Source organism: Archangium minus (genome assembly GCF_044360475.1).
In the GTDB taxonomy this organism is placed as follows: Bacteria; Myxococcota; Myxococcia; order Myxococcales; family Myxococcaceae; genus Archangium; species Archangium minus.
In genome coordinates this window covers 11,458,415-11,476,369 of the sequence record NZ_CP043494.1, presented here as the reverse complement: position 1 = coordinate 11,476,369, position 17,955 = coordinate 11,458,415, and the positions used below count along the sequence as shown (strand labels likewise).

Sequence of the window (17,955 nt, the reverse complement as noted above, 5' to 3'; positions counted from 1 at the left end):
TCGTGTAGTGCGCGGTCGGTAGGCAGGCACTCATGCGGGCGCCTGGTGTCTGGTCGTCAGGTGGACAGTGGATGCGACAAGTCGCGAGCGTGCGCAGGGGCTGGACGCAGACTGCCGCCGGACCTTTGCGCCCAGAGAAGTCATGTCTCCTCGCCCGTTCCTCCGGCTGGTTCCGATTGCGCTTTTGACCCTGGTGGCCTGTGCCGCACCTCGCACGCTGTCTGCTCCTTCCCAGGGGGCACTTCCCGAAGTGGAGCGCCTCGCGCGCTTCGAGGTCGGCTTCGAGCTGCCGGAGCGCACGCGTCACCCGGATGATGTGAGCATCGAGGCCCGCTTCACCGCGCCCTCCGGTGAGGTCGTGACCGTGGGGGGCTTCGCCGTTGTCGGGGGCGGCTTCCGCGTGCGCTTCACCCCACAAGAGACGGGTGAATACCGCTACGTCATCCGGGCGGATGGAGGCTCCGGCCTGCGTGAGGTGTCCTCGGGAGGTTTCCGGGTGCGGCGGAGCGACCGGCGAGGCTTCGTGCGTCGTGGCGCTGGCTCCGCGCACCAGCTCGCGTGGGAGGACGGCAAACCCTTTCTCCCACTCGGGGAGAACCGCTTCAACCTCTACGACCCGACGTGGAACTACAACCAGCTCTCGGCACCCGAGTACGTGGCCTACATGGCCAGTCACGGGATGAACACCCTGCGCATCTTCATCTTCACCGATTGCGAGCGCGAGGAGCCTCAGCCGGGGCCGCAGCCGGGCTGTCTGGAGCCCCAGGTTGGACGTTTCGACCCGGAGGTGGCGGCGCAGTACGACGCCATCCTGGAGGCTGCCGAGAAGCACGGCCTCTACGTCATCCTCACGCTCTTCGCCGTCGGGTTCACGCCTGGCGAGACGTGGAAGAGCTGGGAGGACAACCCCTACAGCACCGAGCGTGGAGGCCCCGCGGAGACTCCCATCGACTTCTTCGAGCGTCCGGACATTCGCGTGCTCGCGGAACGCAAGCTGCGTTACGTGCTTGACCGGTATGGCTACTCCCCGCACCTGCTCGCCGTGGATCTGCTCAACGAGCCGGAGTGGGACGGCAATAACGGAGAGGAGTTCTGGATTCCCTGGGGCGAGCACATGGCGGAGGTATGGCATGCCGCGGACCCGTATGGCCACCTCGTCACGCTGGGCTCCGTGGGGCTGCACTGGAACGAGTCTGAGGGAGACGAGCGCCCCTGGTACGCCAGCCCGCACAACGACGTCCTGCAGTGGCACCTCTACGGCAAGGAGTACTACCAGGTCCACGCGCTGGCGGCCGAGTTCACACGCAAGGTCGCGGAGAGCTGGGGTTACGGCAAACCTGTCCTCTGTGGCGAGTTCGGCTACGGCCTGGATGATCCCCAGACGTTCGACCACACCCACGTGGGCATCTGGAGTGCCACCTTCTCGGGGGCAGGAGTGCTGGCGCACAGCGCGCCGCCGTTTACCGCCGACTCGGATGTGCTGATGACGCCCAAGCGGGGCCGTCACTTCCGAGTGTTGTCGGACTTCCTGTCGAGGCTGTCGCTGTCGCCGCCGCTCCACCCGCAGCTCGCCCCGCTCGCCACACCCGAGGGCACCCGGGCCTGGGTGCTCGGACGCTCTGGCTACTGGGCGCTGTGGATTCTGGGGGCGGAGAAGGGCTACGGCTCCCCTGTGCGGGACGCCACCGTGCGGATGGGCGCGCCCTCCGGGAAGTACCGAGTCACCTGGTGGAACGACGTGACGGGCGAGCAGCTCGCAACAGAGGAGCTGACGGCGCAGCAGGAGGGCCTCGTGCTGCGCCTGCCTGGCTTTGTGCGGCACGTGGCGGGCGTGGTGGAGGCCCTGCCCGCCGTGCCTTGAGGTCAGTCGCTCAGAGAGAGGGGCCCGCGTCCGCCAGCGTCTCGGACTGACGTGTGGGGCTCGGGCGCTCAGCCACGCTGCGGAAGTAAGAGATCGTTTCTCTCAGACCGTCCTCGAGCCTCACCCGGGGCTCCCAGCCGAGCAGCGTGCGCGCGCGGGTGATGTCCGGCTGGCGCTGCTTGGGATCGTCCTTGGGCAGCGGCTTGAAGGTGATGCGGCTCTCGCCTCCCATGGCCTCGCGCACCGCCTCCGCGAATTGGAGGATGGTCATCTCGCGCGGGTTGCCGATGTTGACTGGCTCCTCCACGTCCGACAGCGCCAGCCGCACGATGCCGTCGATGAGATCCGACACGTAGCAGAACGAGCGCGTCTGGCTCCCGTCTCCGAAGATGGTGAAGTCCTCGCCCCGGAGCGCCTGTCCCACGAAGGCGGGCACCACGCGCCCATCATTGAGGCGCATGCGCGGCCCGTAGGTGTTGAAGATGCGCACGATGCGCGTGCGGACCCGGTGCACGCGCCGGTACGCCGCCACGATGGCCTCTCCGTAGCGCTTGGCCTCGTCGTAGCAAGAGCGCGGGCCGACGCTGTTCACGTTGCCCCAGTAGTCCTCGCGCTGCGGGTGCACCAGCGGGTCTCCATAGATTTCAGAGGTGGAGGCCTGGAGGAACACCGCGCCCTTTTGCTGCGCCAGCCTGAGCCCATTCTCGGTGCCGAGGGAGCCCACCCGCAGCGTCTCGATGGGAAGCTGCGCGTAGTCGATGGGGGAGGCCGGCGAGGCCATGTTGAAGACGAAGTCCACGGGCCCGTTGAAGCTGAACGGCTCGGTGATGTCGTGGTGCAACGACACGAAGCGCTTGTTCATCCGGAGCCCGGCGAGGTTGCGCTCATCACCGGTGATGAAGTTGTCGACACTGATGACCTCGGAGGCTCCATCCGCGAGCAGCCGCTCGCACAGGTGAGATCCGAGAAAGCCCGCTCCGCCTAGAACGACCGCCCGCTTCCCATGGAATCGATTCATGTGCGTAGGCTGGGGCCGGGCACCGGGCCGAGGGAGCGGCGGTCGATGACCCCCCTAGACCCTTCGTTGATTTTCCTACGGACCGGGCGCCGGCCGCGTCCGTCAGAAGGCAGCGGCGACGTTCTCCTGTTCACGGCTGGAGCATGAGGCCACGTAGGTCGCTTGCCTGGACGCTGGCTCGATCACACTTCGCCCTTCCACTCACCCAGACACAGCGAGGCAACATCAGATGGAGGCGGGAATGTCGAACGCGACGATGGCGGCGGCGGTGATCGCCGGGCCAAAGGGCGCGCGGGTCGAGCGCGTGGCGCGGCCTGAGCCGGGTCCGAACACCGTGCGCGTGAAGCTCGAGGGCTGCGGGTTGTGTGGTTCCAACCTGCCCGTCTGGGAAGGGCGCGAGTGGTTCAAGTACCCGATGCAGCCCGGAGCTCCCGGTCACGAGGGCTGGGGCGTGATCGACGCCGTGGGCAGCGGCGTCACTGGCTTCAAGGTGGGCGATCGCGTGGCCACCCTGTCCTCGGCGGCCTATGCCGAGTACGACGTGGTGAACACGGACTCGGCGGTGTTGCTGCCGCCGTCGCTCGCCGGAAAGCCCTTCCCGGGTGAGCCGCTCGGCTGCGCGATGAACATCTTCCGCCGCAGCGACATCCAGCCCGGACAGACGGTGGCCATCATCGGCATCGGCTTCCTCGGGGCGCTGGTGACGCGGCTGGCGGCGAACGCTGGAGCGCGGGTCATCGCCATCTCTCGTCGGCCCTATGCGCTCGAGCTGGCCCGTGCGTACGGTGCCACCGAGTGCATCCCGATGGATGACCACCACAAGATCATCGATCGCGTGAAGTCGCTCACGAATGGCGCCTTCTGCGAGCGGGTCATCGAGGTCGTCGGCGAGCAGTGGCCGCTCGACCTGGCCGGCGAGCTCACGCGCGAGCGCGGCAAGCTCATCGTCGCGGGCTACCACCAGGACGGGCCGCGCCAGGTGAACATGTGGCTGTGGAACTGGCGTGGGCTGGACGTCATCAACGCGCACGAGCGTGATTCCAAGGTCTACATCGAGGGCATCCGCATGGCGGTCGACGCGGTGGCCTCCGGCAAGCTGGACCCGTTCCCGCTCTTCACGCACCGCTTCGGGTTGGACGAGCTCAACAAGGCCTTCGAGACGATGCGCAGCCGTCCCGAGGGCTTCCTCAAGGCGCTCATCACGGTATGAACGGACACTCCATTCAGAAGACAGCGCCCCGTCCGAGGCTCGGCTTCCTCGGCGTGGGTTGGATCGGCCGCAACCGCATGGAGGCCATCGCCCAGAGCGAGATGGCCCAGGTGGTGGGCATCGCGGACCCAGTGCCGGCCGCGGCTGAGGAGGCTCAGAAGCTCGCGCCAGGCAGCCAGCGGGTGGACTCGCTCGACGCGTTGCTCGAGCTGGGGCTCGACGGACTGGTCATCGCCACACCCAGTGCGTTCCACGCGGAGCAGTCCGTGCGGGCTCTGGAGCGCGGCGTGGCGGTGTTCTGCCAGAAGCCGCTCGGTCGCTCGGCGGAGGAGACGAAGCGCGTGGTGGACGCCGCGAGGGCCGCGGATCGGCTCCTGGGCGTGGACCTCAGCTACCGCTTCACCACGGGGATGCGGCAGCTGCGCGAGCGCATTCAGGGCGGCGCGTTGGGTGACATCTACGCGGTGAACCTCGTCTTCCACAACGCCTACGGCCCGGACAAAGCGTGGTTCTACGATCCGAAGCTCGCGGGTGGCGGATGCGTGATGGACCTGGGCATCCACCTGGTGGACCTGGCCTTCTGGGTGCTGGGCTTCCCCGAGGTGCGCCGCGTGTCGAGCCAGCTCTTCGCGCAGGGGCGCACGCTGGGCAAGCGCGGTGAGGCCGTGGAGGACTACGCCGCCGCGCAGCTGGAGCTCTCCAGTGGCACGGCCGTCCAGCTCGCGTGCTCATGGAAGCTGCCCGCCGGGTGCGATGCCGTCATCGAGGCCTCGTTCTATGGGACGAAGGGCGGCGCCGCGTTCCGCAACGTGAATGGCTCGTTCTACGACTTCACGGCGGACCTGTTCTGGGGCACGCGACGCGAGCGCCTCGCGGATCCGCCGGATGCGTGGGGAGGCCGCGCCGCGGTGGACTGGGCCACGCGCCTGGCCCATGGGGCCCGCTTCGATCCGGAGTCCGAGCGTCTCGTCCAGGTGGCGAGCGCGCTTGATCGCATCTACGGCTGAGTCCGGGCCGTAGCCGAGCACCCGCTGGTGTCACTCGCCAGCGGGCTCGGGTTTCGGACGCTCGATGAGGCCCGCCCGGTCGAGCAGCTTGCGCACGCGTGCGGTGAATGCCACGTGCTCGGGGTTGCTCGCCGTCATGGGCTCGGGGGAGAGGATGAGGAGCCAGCCCAGCGCGCCCACCGGCTCGATGCGCACGGGCGCGGGCAGCGGCGGCACCTTGCCCAGGCGACGCGACAGGTACGTCAGCCAGCCGACCCGCACTTCCCCCTTCCGCCTCTCCACGAGGTCCACCATTTCCGATGAGCTGACCATGGCGAAGTCGGGGTCCCACGCCGTGGCCATGCAAGTGAGCACCTCGGTCAGTACCGGCACGCGCAGGAGCCGCTCCAGTATTGCGCCCTGCCTGGGTGGCTCGAGCAGGCACAAATTGGGCCCCCCCCAAGGGGAGTATTTGCCGCATGAAAGGTGGAGGTCGGTGGCCTCCCTCTTCGCGTTCCACACCATTTGTCTGAAGCCCAGATCCTCGATGACCTCCTTGCCGACGTCCGTGCGGTGCCTGCCATGCAGGAGGAACGTTTCCAGTTCCTTCATCTCCGGGTGGACGGGCCAACCTGGCAGCTCGCGAGGGGAACCTCGGCCCGCCCGGTACCATTGGGTGAAGGATGGGTCACACCGCGCCAGCATGTGGAAGAAGAGTTCAGCTCGCCGGGCACACTCCAGAGCGGTCTCCTTTCTCGGTCCCCAATACGCGCCCACGTAATAGTCTTCTTTCATGGGTACTCCTCAGCTTTTTACGGCGTTGGTCGCGTATGGATGACAGTTGTGTTCTTCCATCCGTTTCTCGCGAATTCCTTACGAAGGAAATCCGCGACCTTGGCATCGGCGACATGCCACGTTAGTGGCATCCCCAGTTGTTGTGCCATCTTCGATTGGTTCTCGGCTTGTTGCATCATCTCGTTGAACTTGCCGGATTTCCTGTACCAGTACTTAGGCGAGCCATCCGCGTTGAAGAAGGAGCAGTAGCCAGGACCCTTGGCTTCCAGCAGTTTCCCGGCCTTGATGCCGTCGAACTCCACCCTCCCAATCATGTAGACCCACCAGGCGGGCCGTCCCGTTACCTGCTCCTGGTAGTCCAGGGAGCGTTTCGAAGAGGTGGTGGGCTTCTTGTACGTCCACCTGCCGGCTCCTTGCGTCGAGGCTGTCTTGGAAGGATTCCCCGCCTTGCTCTCGCTGCCGGTGTTCCCCTGGCGTCGACCCGCCATGTGGAGGACGGAGAGGGCGTTCAGGTCCAGGCCCACGGCGGTCGTCGTGCCTCCCGCCACCACGGCTCTGCTCAGTACCATCTCGCCCTTGGCTGTGAGCGACAGCCTCGGCAGCTCCGCTCCGAGCCCGCTGATTCGTCCCACGGTGGCCTTCGTGCCCCCGAGCATCATGAGGACGTGCGTGGACAGGCGCGCGGCCTCGCGTACCTGATCCTCCCGGGACATGGCGCCGTAGCGCGCGAAGTACTCAGGTGAAGAGGTGATGAGGAGCGCCACCGTGTCGGGCAGTTGCGCGAGGTCCTCCACAGTTCGGATGGGGTGGAGGATGGACTGCGCCAGGGCTACCGCCATCTCCGCCATGGCCTCCTGGGCCCCGTCGAGCGCGGCGTTGAGTGGGTCTCTCCCCAATCCCAACTCGGCCAAGGGTGGGCTGTCCGCGCGTCGTAGGGCTTCGGTGACTGGGTAGAAGACGCCACCGTGCGAGAAGTAGAAATCGCCCACCACGAGGCGGCCCACCTTCCACTCGCCCTTCACAAGAGCGAGTGGGCCCAGGCGTTGAAGAGGAGTGCCAGTGAGCGCGGCCACCAGGTATCCGTCTGGGCGTACCAGCACCAGGAACCAGAAGCGCTCGGCACGCCACTGCAAGTCCGCATACTCCACGCGCTCGCCACCCTCGAGCACCTCGCGTAACAACCAGGACAGCACTCGGCGCGGGGCGAAGCTTCCCTGCGTCACGGGCGTCTTCGCCAACTGACCAAGCAGCTGACGTGCCTGCTCCTGGTAGAGCGCCGCGCCCGCCGGGTGCCATGCCTCTTCCGCCAGGCCGCTGGCTTCCTGTGCCACCTGGAAGGCGTCCTTCGTCGGCTCGGGGAAACCGCCCGCGCCTCCTGGCTCCGCTGATGAGAGTGGAGCGGTTGGCTGCGAGGGGCCGACGCCATGGCGCAACGAAGAGGGTCGCGAGTGGAGTCCGAAGCCGCTCGTCAGGCTCCCTCGTGGATGGCCGGTGGCGCACCCTCCGAGACACATGGCCACTGCCAGGATCAGGAGGAGTGCTCCGCGTTGACGGCTCGGCGTAAGAGGCGCCGCGGAGAAGGCATGCACTTCAGTGAGACGAGTGGCCATTCTGTATCCCCCACAATTGCCTGCCTGCTCACCTGACAGCAGGCTACTCCCCGCTGGGACGCATATCCCCCTGACGCTCGTACTCGGTGTCACTCTGGCCACCTGTGAACGGAAGGGAAGAAACGTCGCGGGCGTTCAGGTCGCGACCATGCAGACCCCTTTTGTCTCTCGTGGAGCGCTGTGGCGTGCGATGGGTTTCCTCCGCCCGCACCGGCGCGCGGTCGCTACCATCCTCCTGCTCGTCCTGACCTCCGCGGGCTTGAGCGCGATCGAACCGCTGGTGCTCAAGCATGTCTTCGACCAGCTCGGCTCGGGTGGCGCCTTGAAGGCCGTGCTCATCGCCGTGGCGGGCCTGGTGGGCATCGGCCTGGCGCGTGAGGTCCTCGGCGCCACGTCCAACTGGCTCACCTGGCGCACGCGCATCGCCGTGCACTTCTCTCTCAACGAGGCCACGGTCACGCGTCTGCACCGGCTCCCGCTGAGCTTCCACCGCGAGGAGGGCGTGGGCGCCATCATGACGAAGCTCGACCGTGGCATGCAGGGCTTCGTGGGTGCCATTACCGAGCTGGCCTTCAACGTCATCCCAGCGGCGACCTACCTCATCGTCTCCGTGACCATCATGTTCCGGCTGGACTGGCGTCTGGCGTTGCTCGCGCTGGCGTTCGCGCCCATTCCGGTGCTGATCGCCCGCAGGGCGGCACCCGTGCAGACTCAGCGTGAGCAGACGCTCATGGACCGCTGGACGAAGATCTACGCCCGCTTCAACGAGGTCCTCTCGGGCATCGTGACGGTGAAGAGCTTCGCCATGGAAGAGCGGGAGAAGCAGCGCTTCCTGCACGACGTGCGCGAGGCCAATGCCGTGGTCACCCGCGGCGTGGCCTTCGACGCGACCGTGGGCGCCAGCCAGAGCATCACCGTGCTCATCGCGCGTGTGGCGTCGATCGGCTTTGGCGGCATGCTCGTGCTTCGCGGGGAGATCACCGCCGGTACCCTGGTGGCGTTCCTCGGCTACATCGGAGGTCTCTTCGGTCCCGTTCAGGGCCTGAGCGGCGTGTACAAGACGCTACGGACCGCTTCCGTGGCGATCAACCAGGTCTTCTCCATCCTCGATGCCCAGGATCATCTCGGTGACGCTCCGGATGCCGAGGAGGTTACGGGCGTGCAGGGCGAGGTGGAGTTCGAGAACGTCCACTTCACCTACCCGTCCTCGTCGGGCCCCAACAAGCCGCTCATCAACGGCATCACCCTCAAGGTCAAGCAGGGTGAGACGATCGCCCTGGTAGGCCCGAGCGGCGCGGGGAAGACGACGCTGATGAGCCTGCTGTGCCGCTTCTACGATCCGGTGGAGGGCGTGGTGCGCATTGACGGCAAGGACATCCGCTCGCTCAAGCAGATGTCGCTGCGGCGCCACATCGGCGTGGTGCTGCAGGACTCGCTGCTCTTCAACGAGAGCGTGCGCAACAACATCGCCTACGGGCGGCCAAACGCCTCGATGGAGGAGATCGAGGCCGTGGCTCGCGCCGCGCATGCGCACGAGTTCATCACGCGCCTGCCGCAGGGTTACGACACCGTGGTGGGCGAGCGTGGCAACCGCCTGTCCGCGGGCGAGCGCCAGCGCATCTCCATCGCGCGCTCGCTCCTGAAGAATCCGCCGATCCTCATCCTGGACGAGCCCACCAGCGCGCTCGATGCGGAGAGCGAGGCGCTCGTGCAGGAGGCGCTGGGCAAGCTGATGAAGGGCCGCACCACCTTCGCCATCGCGCACCGGCTCTCCACGGTGGTGGACGCGGACCGTATCCTCGTGCTCAAGGGCGGGCAGATCATCGAGGAAGGCAGCCACTCGCAGTTGATGCGCCTGGATGGCTACTACGCCTCGCTGGTGCGCCGGCAGACGCGTGGATTGCTGCCCGAACTGCCCTCGTTCCCCGAGCCGCACCGCCCCACCTCCGCGGTCGCCTAGAGCGCCGAGTCAGCCTGTTCTTCACGAGGCCCCGTTCAGGGCGCGTGTGGGGTCCCCGACGGGCCGCACGGCGCTCTGTCCGGGGCCTTCGTGTTGCATGCGCTTGTATGTGTTTCAAAGTGACATGAGAGGTAGGGTCTGGAAAACAACGTTTCGGGTGGGAATGTGTTCGCTCTCGTGACGATTTGCCCCCTGGTTCTAGGCCTCCAGTACCATTGCGCGTGCACTCGGTGCGCGACGTAAACGACAGTGCGATGGAACCGCCGGACCAGGGGTACCGCCAAGCAGCACGGTGCTTACTCTTCCCGCGGAACGAAGGAGCCGTCGCACATCGGGCTGGCTCCTGACCACGCAACCACCAGAGCGCGCGCGGATAGGGCGCTGCGGCTGTCGGGAGGGAACATGAGGCGCAAGCAGGTACTCATCACCGGAGGCGCGGGCTTCATTGGTTCGCATCTGGCGGATGAGCTCATCGCACACGGTTATCGCGTCAGGGCTTTGGACGCGCTGCTCCCGCAGGTGCATGGGGAGAGCCGGTCGCGCCCGTCCTACCTCAACCCGGACGTGGAGCTCATCGCCGGTGACGTGCGCGACCGCGAGGCCGTCAGGCGCGCGCTCGAAGGAGTGGACGCGGTCTATCACTTCGCCGCGGCCGTGGGCGTGGGCCAGAGCATGTACGAGGTGGAGCACTACACCTCGGTGAACAACATCGGCACCGCCGTGTTGATGGAAGCACTCATCGAGCGTCCGGTGGAGCGGCTGGTGGTGGCCTCCAGCATGAGCGTCTACGGCGAAGGGCTCTTCCGGACGCCGGACGGTCGCCTTGTGCCCGGCACCGACCGCACCCTGGAGCAGCTCCAGTCCGGCGACTGGGAGCTCCGCGGCGCCAACGGCGAGCTGCTCTCGCCGCTGCCCACGCCCGAGACCAAGGTTCCGGCGCTCTCATCCGTGTACGCGCTCTCCAAGTACGACCAGGAGCGGCTGTGCCTCATCACGGGCCGCGCCTACAACATCCCCACGGTGGCGCTGCGCTTCTTCAACGTCTACGGCCCGCGCCAGGCGCTCTCCAACCCCTATACCGGGGTGCTCGCCATCTTCGCCTCGCGGCTCATCAACGGGAACTCGCCGCTCATCTTCGAGGACGGCATGCAGCAGCGCGACTTCGTGAACGTGCACGACGTGGCGCTTGCATGCCGCCTGGCGCTCGAGGTCCAGGACGCGGCCGGTCACGTCCTCAACATCGGTAGCGGCCAGGCGGTCACTGTTCGGGATGTGGCCAAGGCCATTGGCGAAGTGATGGGCAAGCCACACATCCGGCCGGCCGTGACGGGCAAGTACCGGATGGGCGACATCCGCCACTGCTTCGCTGACATCTCTCAAGCCCGCAAGGTGCTGGGATACGAGCCGCAGATCGGCTTCCAGCAGGGTCTGGCCGAGCTGGCGCAGTGGCTCGAGGGTCAGGTGGCCACGGACCGTGTGGCCGAGGCGAGGGCGGAGCTCGAGGCTCGAGGGTTGACCGTATGAGCAAGACACGAGCGGGTCATCATAAGAACGGTCACGAGAAGCGGGTGGTCATCTTCGGTGGCGCCGGGTTCATTGGTTCCAACGTGGCGGACCACTACCTGAGCGAAGGCCGCCGGGTGTTGGTGTTCGACAACGTCTCGCGTGCTGGCGTGGAGCGCAACCTGCGCTGGCTCAAGTCGCGCCACGGCGAGCTGCTCAGCGTGGAGGTGGCCGACATCCGCGATGAGAAGGCGGTGAGGCGGGCGGTGCGCGGCGCCGAGGAGGTCTTCCACTTCGCGGCCCAGGTGGCGGTGACCACCAGCCTCGAGGGCCCGGTGCACGACTTCGAGGTGAACGCGCGGGGGACGCTCAACGTCCTGGAGGCCCTGCGGGCCATGCAGGAGCCGGCCCCGCTCATCTTCACCTCGACGAACAAGGTCTACGGCGGGCTGTCGGGGATGGAGTTCGCCAAGAACGGCCGCCGCTACGAGCCTCGGGATGAGGCGACGCGCTCTCACGGCATCAGCGAGCGATGCCCCCTCGACTTCGAGAGCCCCTACGGCTGCTCCAAGGGCGCGGCAGACCAGTACGTGCTCGACTACGGGCGCTCCTTTGGGCTGAAGACCGCGGTGTTCCGCATGAGCTGTATCTACGGTCCGCGGCAGTTCGGCACCGAGGACCAGGGCTGGGTGGCGCACTTCCTCATCCGGGCGCTCGAGGGCAAGCCCATCACCCTCTACGGTGACGGCATGCAGGTGCGCGACATCCTCTTCATCGAGGACCTGGTGCGTGCCTTCCGTCTCGCGCAGGCGAACATCGACCAGCTCCGCGGACAGGCCTTCAACATCGGTGGTGGTCCGGAGCGCACCGTGAGCCTGCTGGAGCTGCTCGACCTGATCGCCCAGCGCACCGGGCGCAGCCCCGAGGTCCGCTTCGAGGGGTGGCGCACCGGCGATCAGCGCTACTACGTCTCCGATACCCGCAAGTTCCAGCAGGCCACGGGCTGGGCGCCGCAGGTGGGCGTCGAGCAGGGCGTGGCCCGGCTGCACACGTGGCTGGAGGCGATGGCGGAGGAGCGGGCACGCCAACCATCCGCAGGAGGAGCTGCGCTTGAAGCGTTCGCAGGGTAGCCCGAGCGTGAGTCTGTCGCCGCCCGTCCGGCGGGTGTTGATGACCGCCGATACGGTGGGCGGCGTGTGGACGTACGCTCTTGAGCTCTGCCGGGTTCTCGCCGAAGACGGCGTGCAGGTGGAGCTCGCGACCCTGGGCGCACCGCTGTCCCTCGCGCAATGGGCGGAAGCGCGCGAGGTTCCGGGCCTGTCCATTCACGAGAGCAGCTACCAGCTCGAGTGGATGGACGACCCTTGGGAGGATGTCCGCGCCTCGGGGGAATGGCTCCTCGAGCTGGAAGCGCGGCTCTCCCCCGACATCATCCATCTCAATGGGTATTGCCACGGCTCGCTTCCCTGGAAGACGCCGGTGCTGGTGGTGGCGCACTCGTGCGTCCTCTCGTGGTGGGAGGCCGTGAAGGGAGAGTCCGCCCCCGAGCGCTACGCGCGTTACCGAGAAGAGGTTGCGCGGGGGCTGCGCGCGGCGGATCGCGTGGTGGCGCCCAGTGAGGCGATGCTCGCCGCCGCCGAGCGGCTCTACGGCCCCTTTCGCGCGACGCAGGTCATTGCCAACGCGAGGCGGGCGGAGTCCTTTCCTCCGGGGGAGAAGGAGCCCTTCGTGCTCGCCGCCGGCCGGCTGTGGGACGAGGCCAAGAACCTGGCGGCGCTGGATGCCGTCGCGCCGCGGCTCCCGTTCCCGGTGCGGGTGGCGGGGGAGACGCAGCACCCGGGCGGTGGGGATTCGGCCCGGGCTCATCATGTCCAGCCGCTCGGGCGGCTGACACCTTCGGAGCTCGCCGGGTGGATGGCGCGAGCCGCTGTCTATGCGCTGCCTGCGCGCTACGAGCCCTTCGGTCTGTCCGTGCTGGAGGCCGCCCTCGCCGGATGCGCACTGGTGCTCGGTGACATTCCGAGCCTGCGCGAGGTGTGGGGCGATACCGCGCTCTTCGTGCACCCGGAGGATGGGGACGGGCTCGCCGAGGCGCTGAAGCGCTTGATGGCGAGTCCCGCCGAGCGCGAGCGCCTCGCCGCCAGGGCCCATGCCCATGCACTGACCTTCACGCCCCGCCGCATGGCGGAGGCCTACCTGGAGCTCTATGCCGCGCTCCGCTCGCGGCCCTCGGAGACGCGGGTCCTTCCCGCGCTCCACGCTTCTTGAAGACCGGAGAGCCAACCGCCGATGCGTATCGTCTTCTTTTGTCACTCCCTCCTATCGGATTGGAATCACGGCAACGCACACTTCCTGCGTGGCGTGGTGACGGATCTCGCACTGCGTGGTCACGATGTGCGTGTGTTCGAGCCCGTGGATGCGTGGAGTATGCAGAACCTCCTGGCAGAGCCCCTCGGGGCGGAGGCGCTGGGCGAGGTTCGCACCGTCTATCCGCACGTGGTTCCCGAGCGCTATGCGCTCGACACGCTGGACTTGGATCGCGCGCTCGAGGGCGCTCACCTGGTGATCGTCCACGAGTGGAGCGCGCCGGAGTTGGTGAAGCGGCTCGGCGAGCGGCGCAAGGCGGGCGGAACCTTCCGGCTGCTCTTCCATGACACGCACCACCGCAGCGTGAGCGCCCGGGAGGAGATGGCCCGCTACGAGCTCACCCACTACGACGGCGTGCTCGCCTTCGGTGAGGTCATCCGGCGCATCTACCTGGACGCGGGGTGGGCCCGCCAGGCGTGGACGTGGCACGAGGCCGCCGACGCGCGCGTGTTCCACCCGCAGCCGCACGTGAAGCCTGAGAGAGACCTCGTCTGGATTGGCAACTGGGGTGACGACGAGCGCACCGCGGAGCTCCACGAGTTCCTGTTGGATCCGGTGAAGGCGCTCGGCCTGAAGGCCCGCGTCCATGGCGTGCGCTATCCGGACACCGCCCGTGCGGCGCTGGCCGAGTCGGGCATCGAGTACGCCGGCTGGTTGCCGAACCACCGCGCGCCCGTGGCCTTCGCCCAGGCGCGTGTCACGGTCCACGTGCCTCGCCGGCCCTACACCCGGGCGCTGCCTGGCATCCCCACCATCCGCCCCTTCGAGGCGCTCGCCTGCGGCATTCCCCTGGTGACGGCGCCCTGGTCGGACGCGGAGGGGCTCTTCACTCCGGGCCAGGACTTCCTCGTTGCCAATAATGGCCAGGAGATGCAGCGACACCTGCAGGCGCTGCTCGCCGACGAGGGGCTGCGGCGCGAGCTCGCCGAGCACGGCCGGCGCACGGTGCTCGCGCGTCACACGTGTGGACACCGGGTGGATGAGCTCCTGCTCATCTGCCAGCAGCTCGGCATCGAGGCTTCCGAACTGAACCCGATCACACGGGAAAGGGTCATCGCATGAGCAAGGGTCTTCGCATCGCCTTCTTCGGCTCGAGCCTCGTCTCGGCTTACTGGAACGGGGCGGCCACGTACTACCGGGGCATCATCCGCGCGCTGTATGACCGCGGGCACCGCGTCACCTTCTACGAGCCGGATGCCTACGAGCGCCAGCAGCACCGCGACATGCCGGACCCGGACTGGGCGCGCTCGGTTGTCTACTCCGCGCAGGGGACGGAGGAGCTGGATCGCTGCCTGAAGGAGGCGGCTGACTCGGACGTCGTGGTGAAGGCGAGCGGCGTCGGCGTGTTCGACGCGCTGCTCGAGGAGCGCGTGCTGGAGTTGCAGCGCCCCGCTACCCAGGTGGTGTTCTGGGACGTGGATGCGCCTGCCACGCTCGAGCGCGTGGAGAAGGACCGGAACGACCCGTTCCGAGCGCTGATTCCCCGCTACGACCACATCCTCACCTATGGCGGCGGCGAGCCGGTGGTGTCCGCCTACAAGGCGCTCGGCGCGAAGGAGTGCGTGCCCATCTACAACGCGCTGGATCCGAGCACCCACCACCCGGTGGCGGCGGACCCTCGCTTCGCGGGGGACCTGGCCTTCCTGGGCAATCGGCTGCCGGACCGCGAGGCCCGTGTGGAGGCCTTCTTCCTGAAGGCCGCCGAGCTCCTGCCGCAGTCGCGCTTCCTGCTCGGAGGCAGCGGGTGGGGAGACCGTGCGCTGCCGGAGAACGTGAAGTACCTCGGCCACGTCTACACGCAGGACCACAACGCGCTGAACTGCTCGGCCCGGGCGGTGCTCAACATCAACCGCGATAGCATGGCGCGCTTCGGCTTCTCGCCGGCCACGCGTGTCTTTGAGGCCGCGGGGGCGGGTGCCTGCATCATCACCGACGCCTTCAAGGGCGTGGAGCTGTTCCTGGAGCCAGGCCAGGAAATCCTCGTGGCGCACTCGGGCGAGGAGGTCGCCGAGCACGTGCGCAAGCTGAACGAGACCGAGTCGCGGCGCATCGGCCAGGCGGCGATGAAGCGCGTGCTGTCCGAGCACACGTACGCGCACCGCGCCTCGAAGGTGGAGGAGGTGCTCGGCTTCCAGAAGAGCGGTACTCGCGAGCGGGTGGCTTGAGTCATGAAGACGGAGACGGAGCGGATGCAGATCGTCATTCTGGGGCTGTCCATCACGTCGAGCTGGGGCAACGGACACGCCACCACCTACCGGGGGCTGGTGCGCGAGCTGGTGCGGCGCGGGCATGACGTCCTGTTCCTCGAACGGGACGTGCCCTGGTACGCCTCCAACCGCGACATGCCACGGCCTCCCTTCGGGCGCACCGAGCTGTACAGCAGCCTCGATGACCTGAAGGAGCGCTTCACGAGCGAGGTGCGCCGCGCGGACCTGGTCGTGGTGGGCTCGTACGTGCCCCAGGGCGTGGAGGTGGGCAACTGGGTGCAGCACACGGCTCGCGGTGTCTCGGCCTTCTACGACATCGACACGCCGGTGACGCTGGCGAAGCTCGCGCGCAAGGACTTCGAGTACCTCACGCCCGAGCTCATCCCGGGCTACCAGCTCTACCTGTCCTTCACGGGTGGCCCCACGCTCGAGCGTATTGAGCGCGAGCTCGGCTCCCCCGCGGCTCGGCCGCTCTACTGCAGCGCCGATCCCGAGCTGTATGCGCCGCAGCACCGCGAGCCCCTCTGGGACCTCGGGTATCTGGGCACGTACAGCGATGACCGGCAGCCGGTGCTGAACCGCCTGATGCTCGATGCCGCGCGGGAGTGGAGCTCGGGCCGCTTCGTGGTCGCCGGGCCCCAGTACCCGGCGGACATCCAGTGGCCCTCCAACGTGTCGCGCGTGGAGCACCTGGCTCCGCCCGAGCACCCCGCCTTCTACAACTCCCAGCGCTTCACCCTGAACGTCACGCGCGCGGACATGGTGAGAGCAGGCTACTCGCCGAGCGTGAGGCTCTTCGAGGCAGCTGCGTGCGGCGTGCCCATCATCAGTGATGAGTGGGCAGGGCTCGACACGCTCTTCGTCCCGGGGAAGGAGATCTTCATCTCCCACTCAGGCGAGGAGACGCTGCGCTTCCTCCGGGAGGTCTCGGAGTCGGAGCGGCAGGCCATGGGCATGAAGGCGCGCGAGCGGGTGCTGGCCGAACACACCGCGGCGCACCGGGCCGAGACCCTGGAGCAGTACGCTCGGGCGGTGAGCTCGGGTCGGAAGCCGTAGGGCTTCGGTTACAACATCAGAGGCGCGCGCTGCTCGGCGGCGGCGCCCGGGCGTTGAGGACGAGAGGCGGGACTCATGAAGATCGCGGTCATTGGAACGGGATACGTGGGGTTGGTGGCAGGCACCTGCTTCGCTGAGTCGGGTCATGACGTCACGTGCATCGACGTGGACCTGAAGAAGATCGAGGCGCTGAAGCGTGGGCAGATCCCCATCTACGAGCCGGGGCTCGAGGAGCTGGTCCACCGCAACATCGCCGCGCGGCGGTTGCACTTCACCGACGATCTGAATGCCGCGGTGGGTCCCTCTCAGGTGGTCTTCATCGCCGTGGGCACGCCGGAGGGCGAGACGGGGCGCGCGGACCTCCAGTATGTGCTCAACGCCGCCGAGCAGGTGGGCCGGGCGTTGCGCCACTACACCGTCATCGTGGACAAGAGCACCGTGCCGGTGGGCACCGCGGACAGGGTGTCCGCCGCGGTGGCGCGCAACACCCAGTACGAGTTTGACGTGGTGTCCAACCCCGAGTTCCTCAAGGAGGGCGCCGCGCTCGAGGACTTCCTCAAGCCGGACCGGGTGGTGATTGGCACCAACTCGGAGCGGGCGCGGAAGATCATGGGCGAGCTGTACGCGCCCTTCGTGCGCACGGAGAACCCCATCCTCTTCATGGATCCGCGCTCGGCCGAGCTGACGAAGTACGCGGCCAACGCGATGCTCGCCACGCGCATCTCCTTCATGAACGACATCGCGGCCCTGTGCGAGCGCGTGGGTGCGGACGCGGAGATGGTCCGCAAGGGCATGGGCTCGGACAAGCGCATCGGCTACTCGTTCCTGTACCCGGGCATTGGCTACGGCGGGAGCTGCTTCCCGAAGGACGTGAAGGCGCTGATGGCCACGGCCCGGGACGTGGGCCTGGAGTTCGACCTGCTGCGCGCGGTGGAGAACACGAACGCGCGACAGAAGCGCTGCCTGCTCACCAAGGCGCTCAAGCACTATGGTGATGTGTCCAACCGGACCTTCGGGGTGTGGGGTCTGGCGTTCAAGCCGAAGACGGACGACATGCGCGAGGCGCCTTCGGTGGAGCTCATCGAGGGCCTGCTAGGCAAGGGCGCGCGCGTGCAGTGCCATGATCCGGTGGCGACGGAGGTGGCGCAGCGCTACTTCGGCGACCGCGTGCTCTACGCGCCCACCTGCTACGACGCGGCGGAGGGTGTGGATGGGCTCTTCTTGGTGACGGAGTGGAACGAGTTCCGCCATCCGGACATGAAGCGCCTCAAGGCGCTGATGAAGAGCCCGGTCATCTTCGATGGCCGCAACGTGTTCGACCCGCGGCGCGCGCGCGACGAGGGCTTCACGTACTTCGGTATCGGCCGCGGCCAGTAGGCACC

Annotated in this window: 14 protein-coding genes; 11 read left to right on the top strand and 3 right to left on the bottom strand. The window is 67.6% G+C overall.

From position 1 onward, the window contains the following. Positions 1-142: 142 nt before the first annotated feature. Positions 143-1,861, top strand: a complete 1,719-nt coding sequence (locus F0U60_RS46940) for a cellulase family glycosylhydrolase (protein WP_395810369.1) — start codon at positions 143-145, stop codon at positions 1,859-1,861. Between the two features lie 10 nt (positions 1,862-1,871). On the opposite strand, the gene F0U60_RS46935 is transcribed toward F0U60_RS46940, so the two are convergent. After that, positions 1,872-2,879, bottom strand: a complete 1,008-nt coding sequence (locus tag F0U60_RS46935) for a UDP-glucuronic acid decarboxylase family protein (protein WP_395810367.1) — start codon at positions 2,877-2,879, stop codon at positions 1,872-1,874. 241 nt (positions 2,880-3,120) lie between these two features. Here F0U60_RS46935 and F0U60_RS46930 point away from each other — a divergent pair, with 241 nt between their 5' ends. Together F0U60_RS46930 and F0U60_RS46925 are read left to right on the top strand one after the other, a co-directional pair. Further along, the gene (locus F0U60_RS46930) at positions 3,121-4,089 is read left to right on the top strand and encodes a zinc-binding dehydrogenase (protein WP_395810365.1); all 969 of its coding nucleotides are present in this window, start codon (positions 3,121-3,123) and stop codon (positions 4,087-4,089) included. Continuing rightward, a complete protein-coding gene (locus F0U60_RS46925) occupies positions 4,086-5,096 on the top strand; it encodes a Gfo/Idh/MocA family protein (RefSeq protein WP_395810363.1) in 1,011 nt (336 codons plus the stop codon). The genes F0U60_RS46930 and F0U60_RS46925 overlap by 4 nt, the downstream gene beginning before the upstream one ends. Positions 5,097-5,126: 30 nt before the next feature. Here F0U60_RS46925 and F0U60_RS46920 read toward each other — a convergent pair whose 3' ends face one another. Together F0U60_RS46920 and F0U60_RS46915 are read right to left on the bottom strand one after the other, a co-directional pair. Next, complete coding sequence (locus tag F0U60_RS46920; RefSeq protein ID WP_395810361.1) at positions 5,127-5,870, bottom strand: Imm52 family immunity protein; 744 nt, start codon at positions 5,868-5,870, stop codon at positions 5,127-5,129. Between the two features lie 17 nt (positions 5,871-5,887). Continuing rightward, the gene (locus F0U60_RS46915) at positions 5,888-7,201 is read right to left on the bottom strand and encodes a Tox-REase-5 domain-containing protein (protein ID WP_395810359.1); all 1,314 of its coding nucleotides are present in this window, start codon (positions 7,199-7,201) and stop codon (positions 5,888-5,890) included. Between the two features lie 469 nt (positions 7,202-7,670). Between F0U60_RS46915 and F0U60_RS46910 the strand changes: the two genes are divergently transcribed. From F0U60_RS46910 to F0U60_RS46875, 8 genes are all read left to right on the top strand, one after another. Further along, positions 7,671-9,440, top strand: a complete 1,770-nt coding sequence (locus tag F0U60_RS46910) for an ABC transporter ATP-binding protein (protein ID WP_395810357.1) — start codon at positions 7,671-7,673, stop codon at positions 9,438-9,440. A 402-nt stretch (positions 9,441-9,842) separates the two neighbouring features. Beyond that, entirely contained in the window at positions 9,843-10,964 is a 1,122-nt protein-coding gene (locus tag F0U60_RS46905; RefSeq protein WP_395810354.1) for an NAD-dependent epimerase/dehydratase family protein, read from the top strand. Then, the gene (locus F0U60_RS46900) at positions 10,961-12,073 is read left to right on the top strand and encodes an NAD-dependent epimerase/dehydratase family protein (protein ID WP_395810352.1); all 1,113 of its coding nucleotides are present in this window, start codon (positions 10,961-10,963) and stop codon (positions 12,071-12,073) included. The genes F0U60_RS46905 and F0U60_RS46900 overlap by 4 nt, the downstream gene beginning before the upstream one ends. A 40-nt stretch (positions 12,074-12,113) precedes the next feature. Beyond that, entirely contained in the window at positions 12,114-13,211 is a 1,098-nt protein-coding gene (locus F0U60_RS46895; protein WP_395825747.1) for a glycosyltransferase family 4 protein, read from the top strand. Positions 13,212-13,232: 21 nt separating this feature from the next. Further along, positions 13,233-14,372, top strand: a complete 1,140-nt coding sequence (locus tag F0U60_RS46890; RefSeq protein WP_395810350.1) for a glycosyltransferase — start codon at positions 13,233-13,235, stop codon at positions 14,370-14,372. Then, entirely contained in the window at positions 14,369-15,475 is a 1,107-nt protein-coding gene (locus tag F0U60_RS46885) for a glycosyltransferase (RefSeq protein WP_395810348.1), read from the top strand. Before F0U60_RS46890 ends, F0U60_RS46885 begins: the two co-directional genes overlap by 4 nt. Positions 15,476-15,478: 3 nt before the next feature. Beyond that, a complete protein-coding gene (locus F0U60_RS46880; RefSeq protein WP_395810346.1) occupies positions 15,479-16,573 on the top strand; it encodes a glycosyltransferase in 1,095 nt (364 codons plus the stop codon). 75 nt (positions 16,574-16,648) lie between these two features. Next, the gene (locus F0U60_RS46875) at positions 16,649-17,950 is read left to right on the top strand and encodes a UDP-glucose dehydrogenase family protein (protein WP_395810344.1); all 1,302 of its coding nucleotides are present in this window, start codon (positions 16,649-16,651) and stop codon (positions 17,948-17,950) included. The last annotated feature ends 5 nt before the right edge of the window (positions 17,951-17,955 follow it).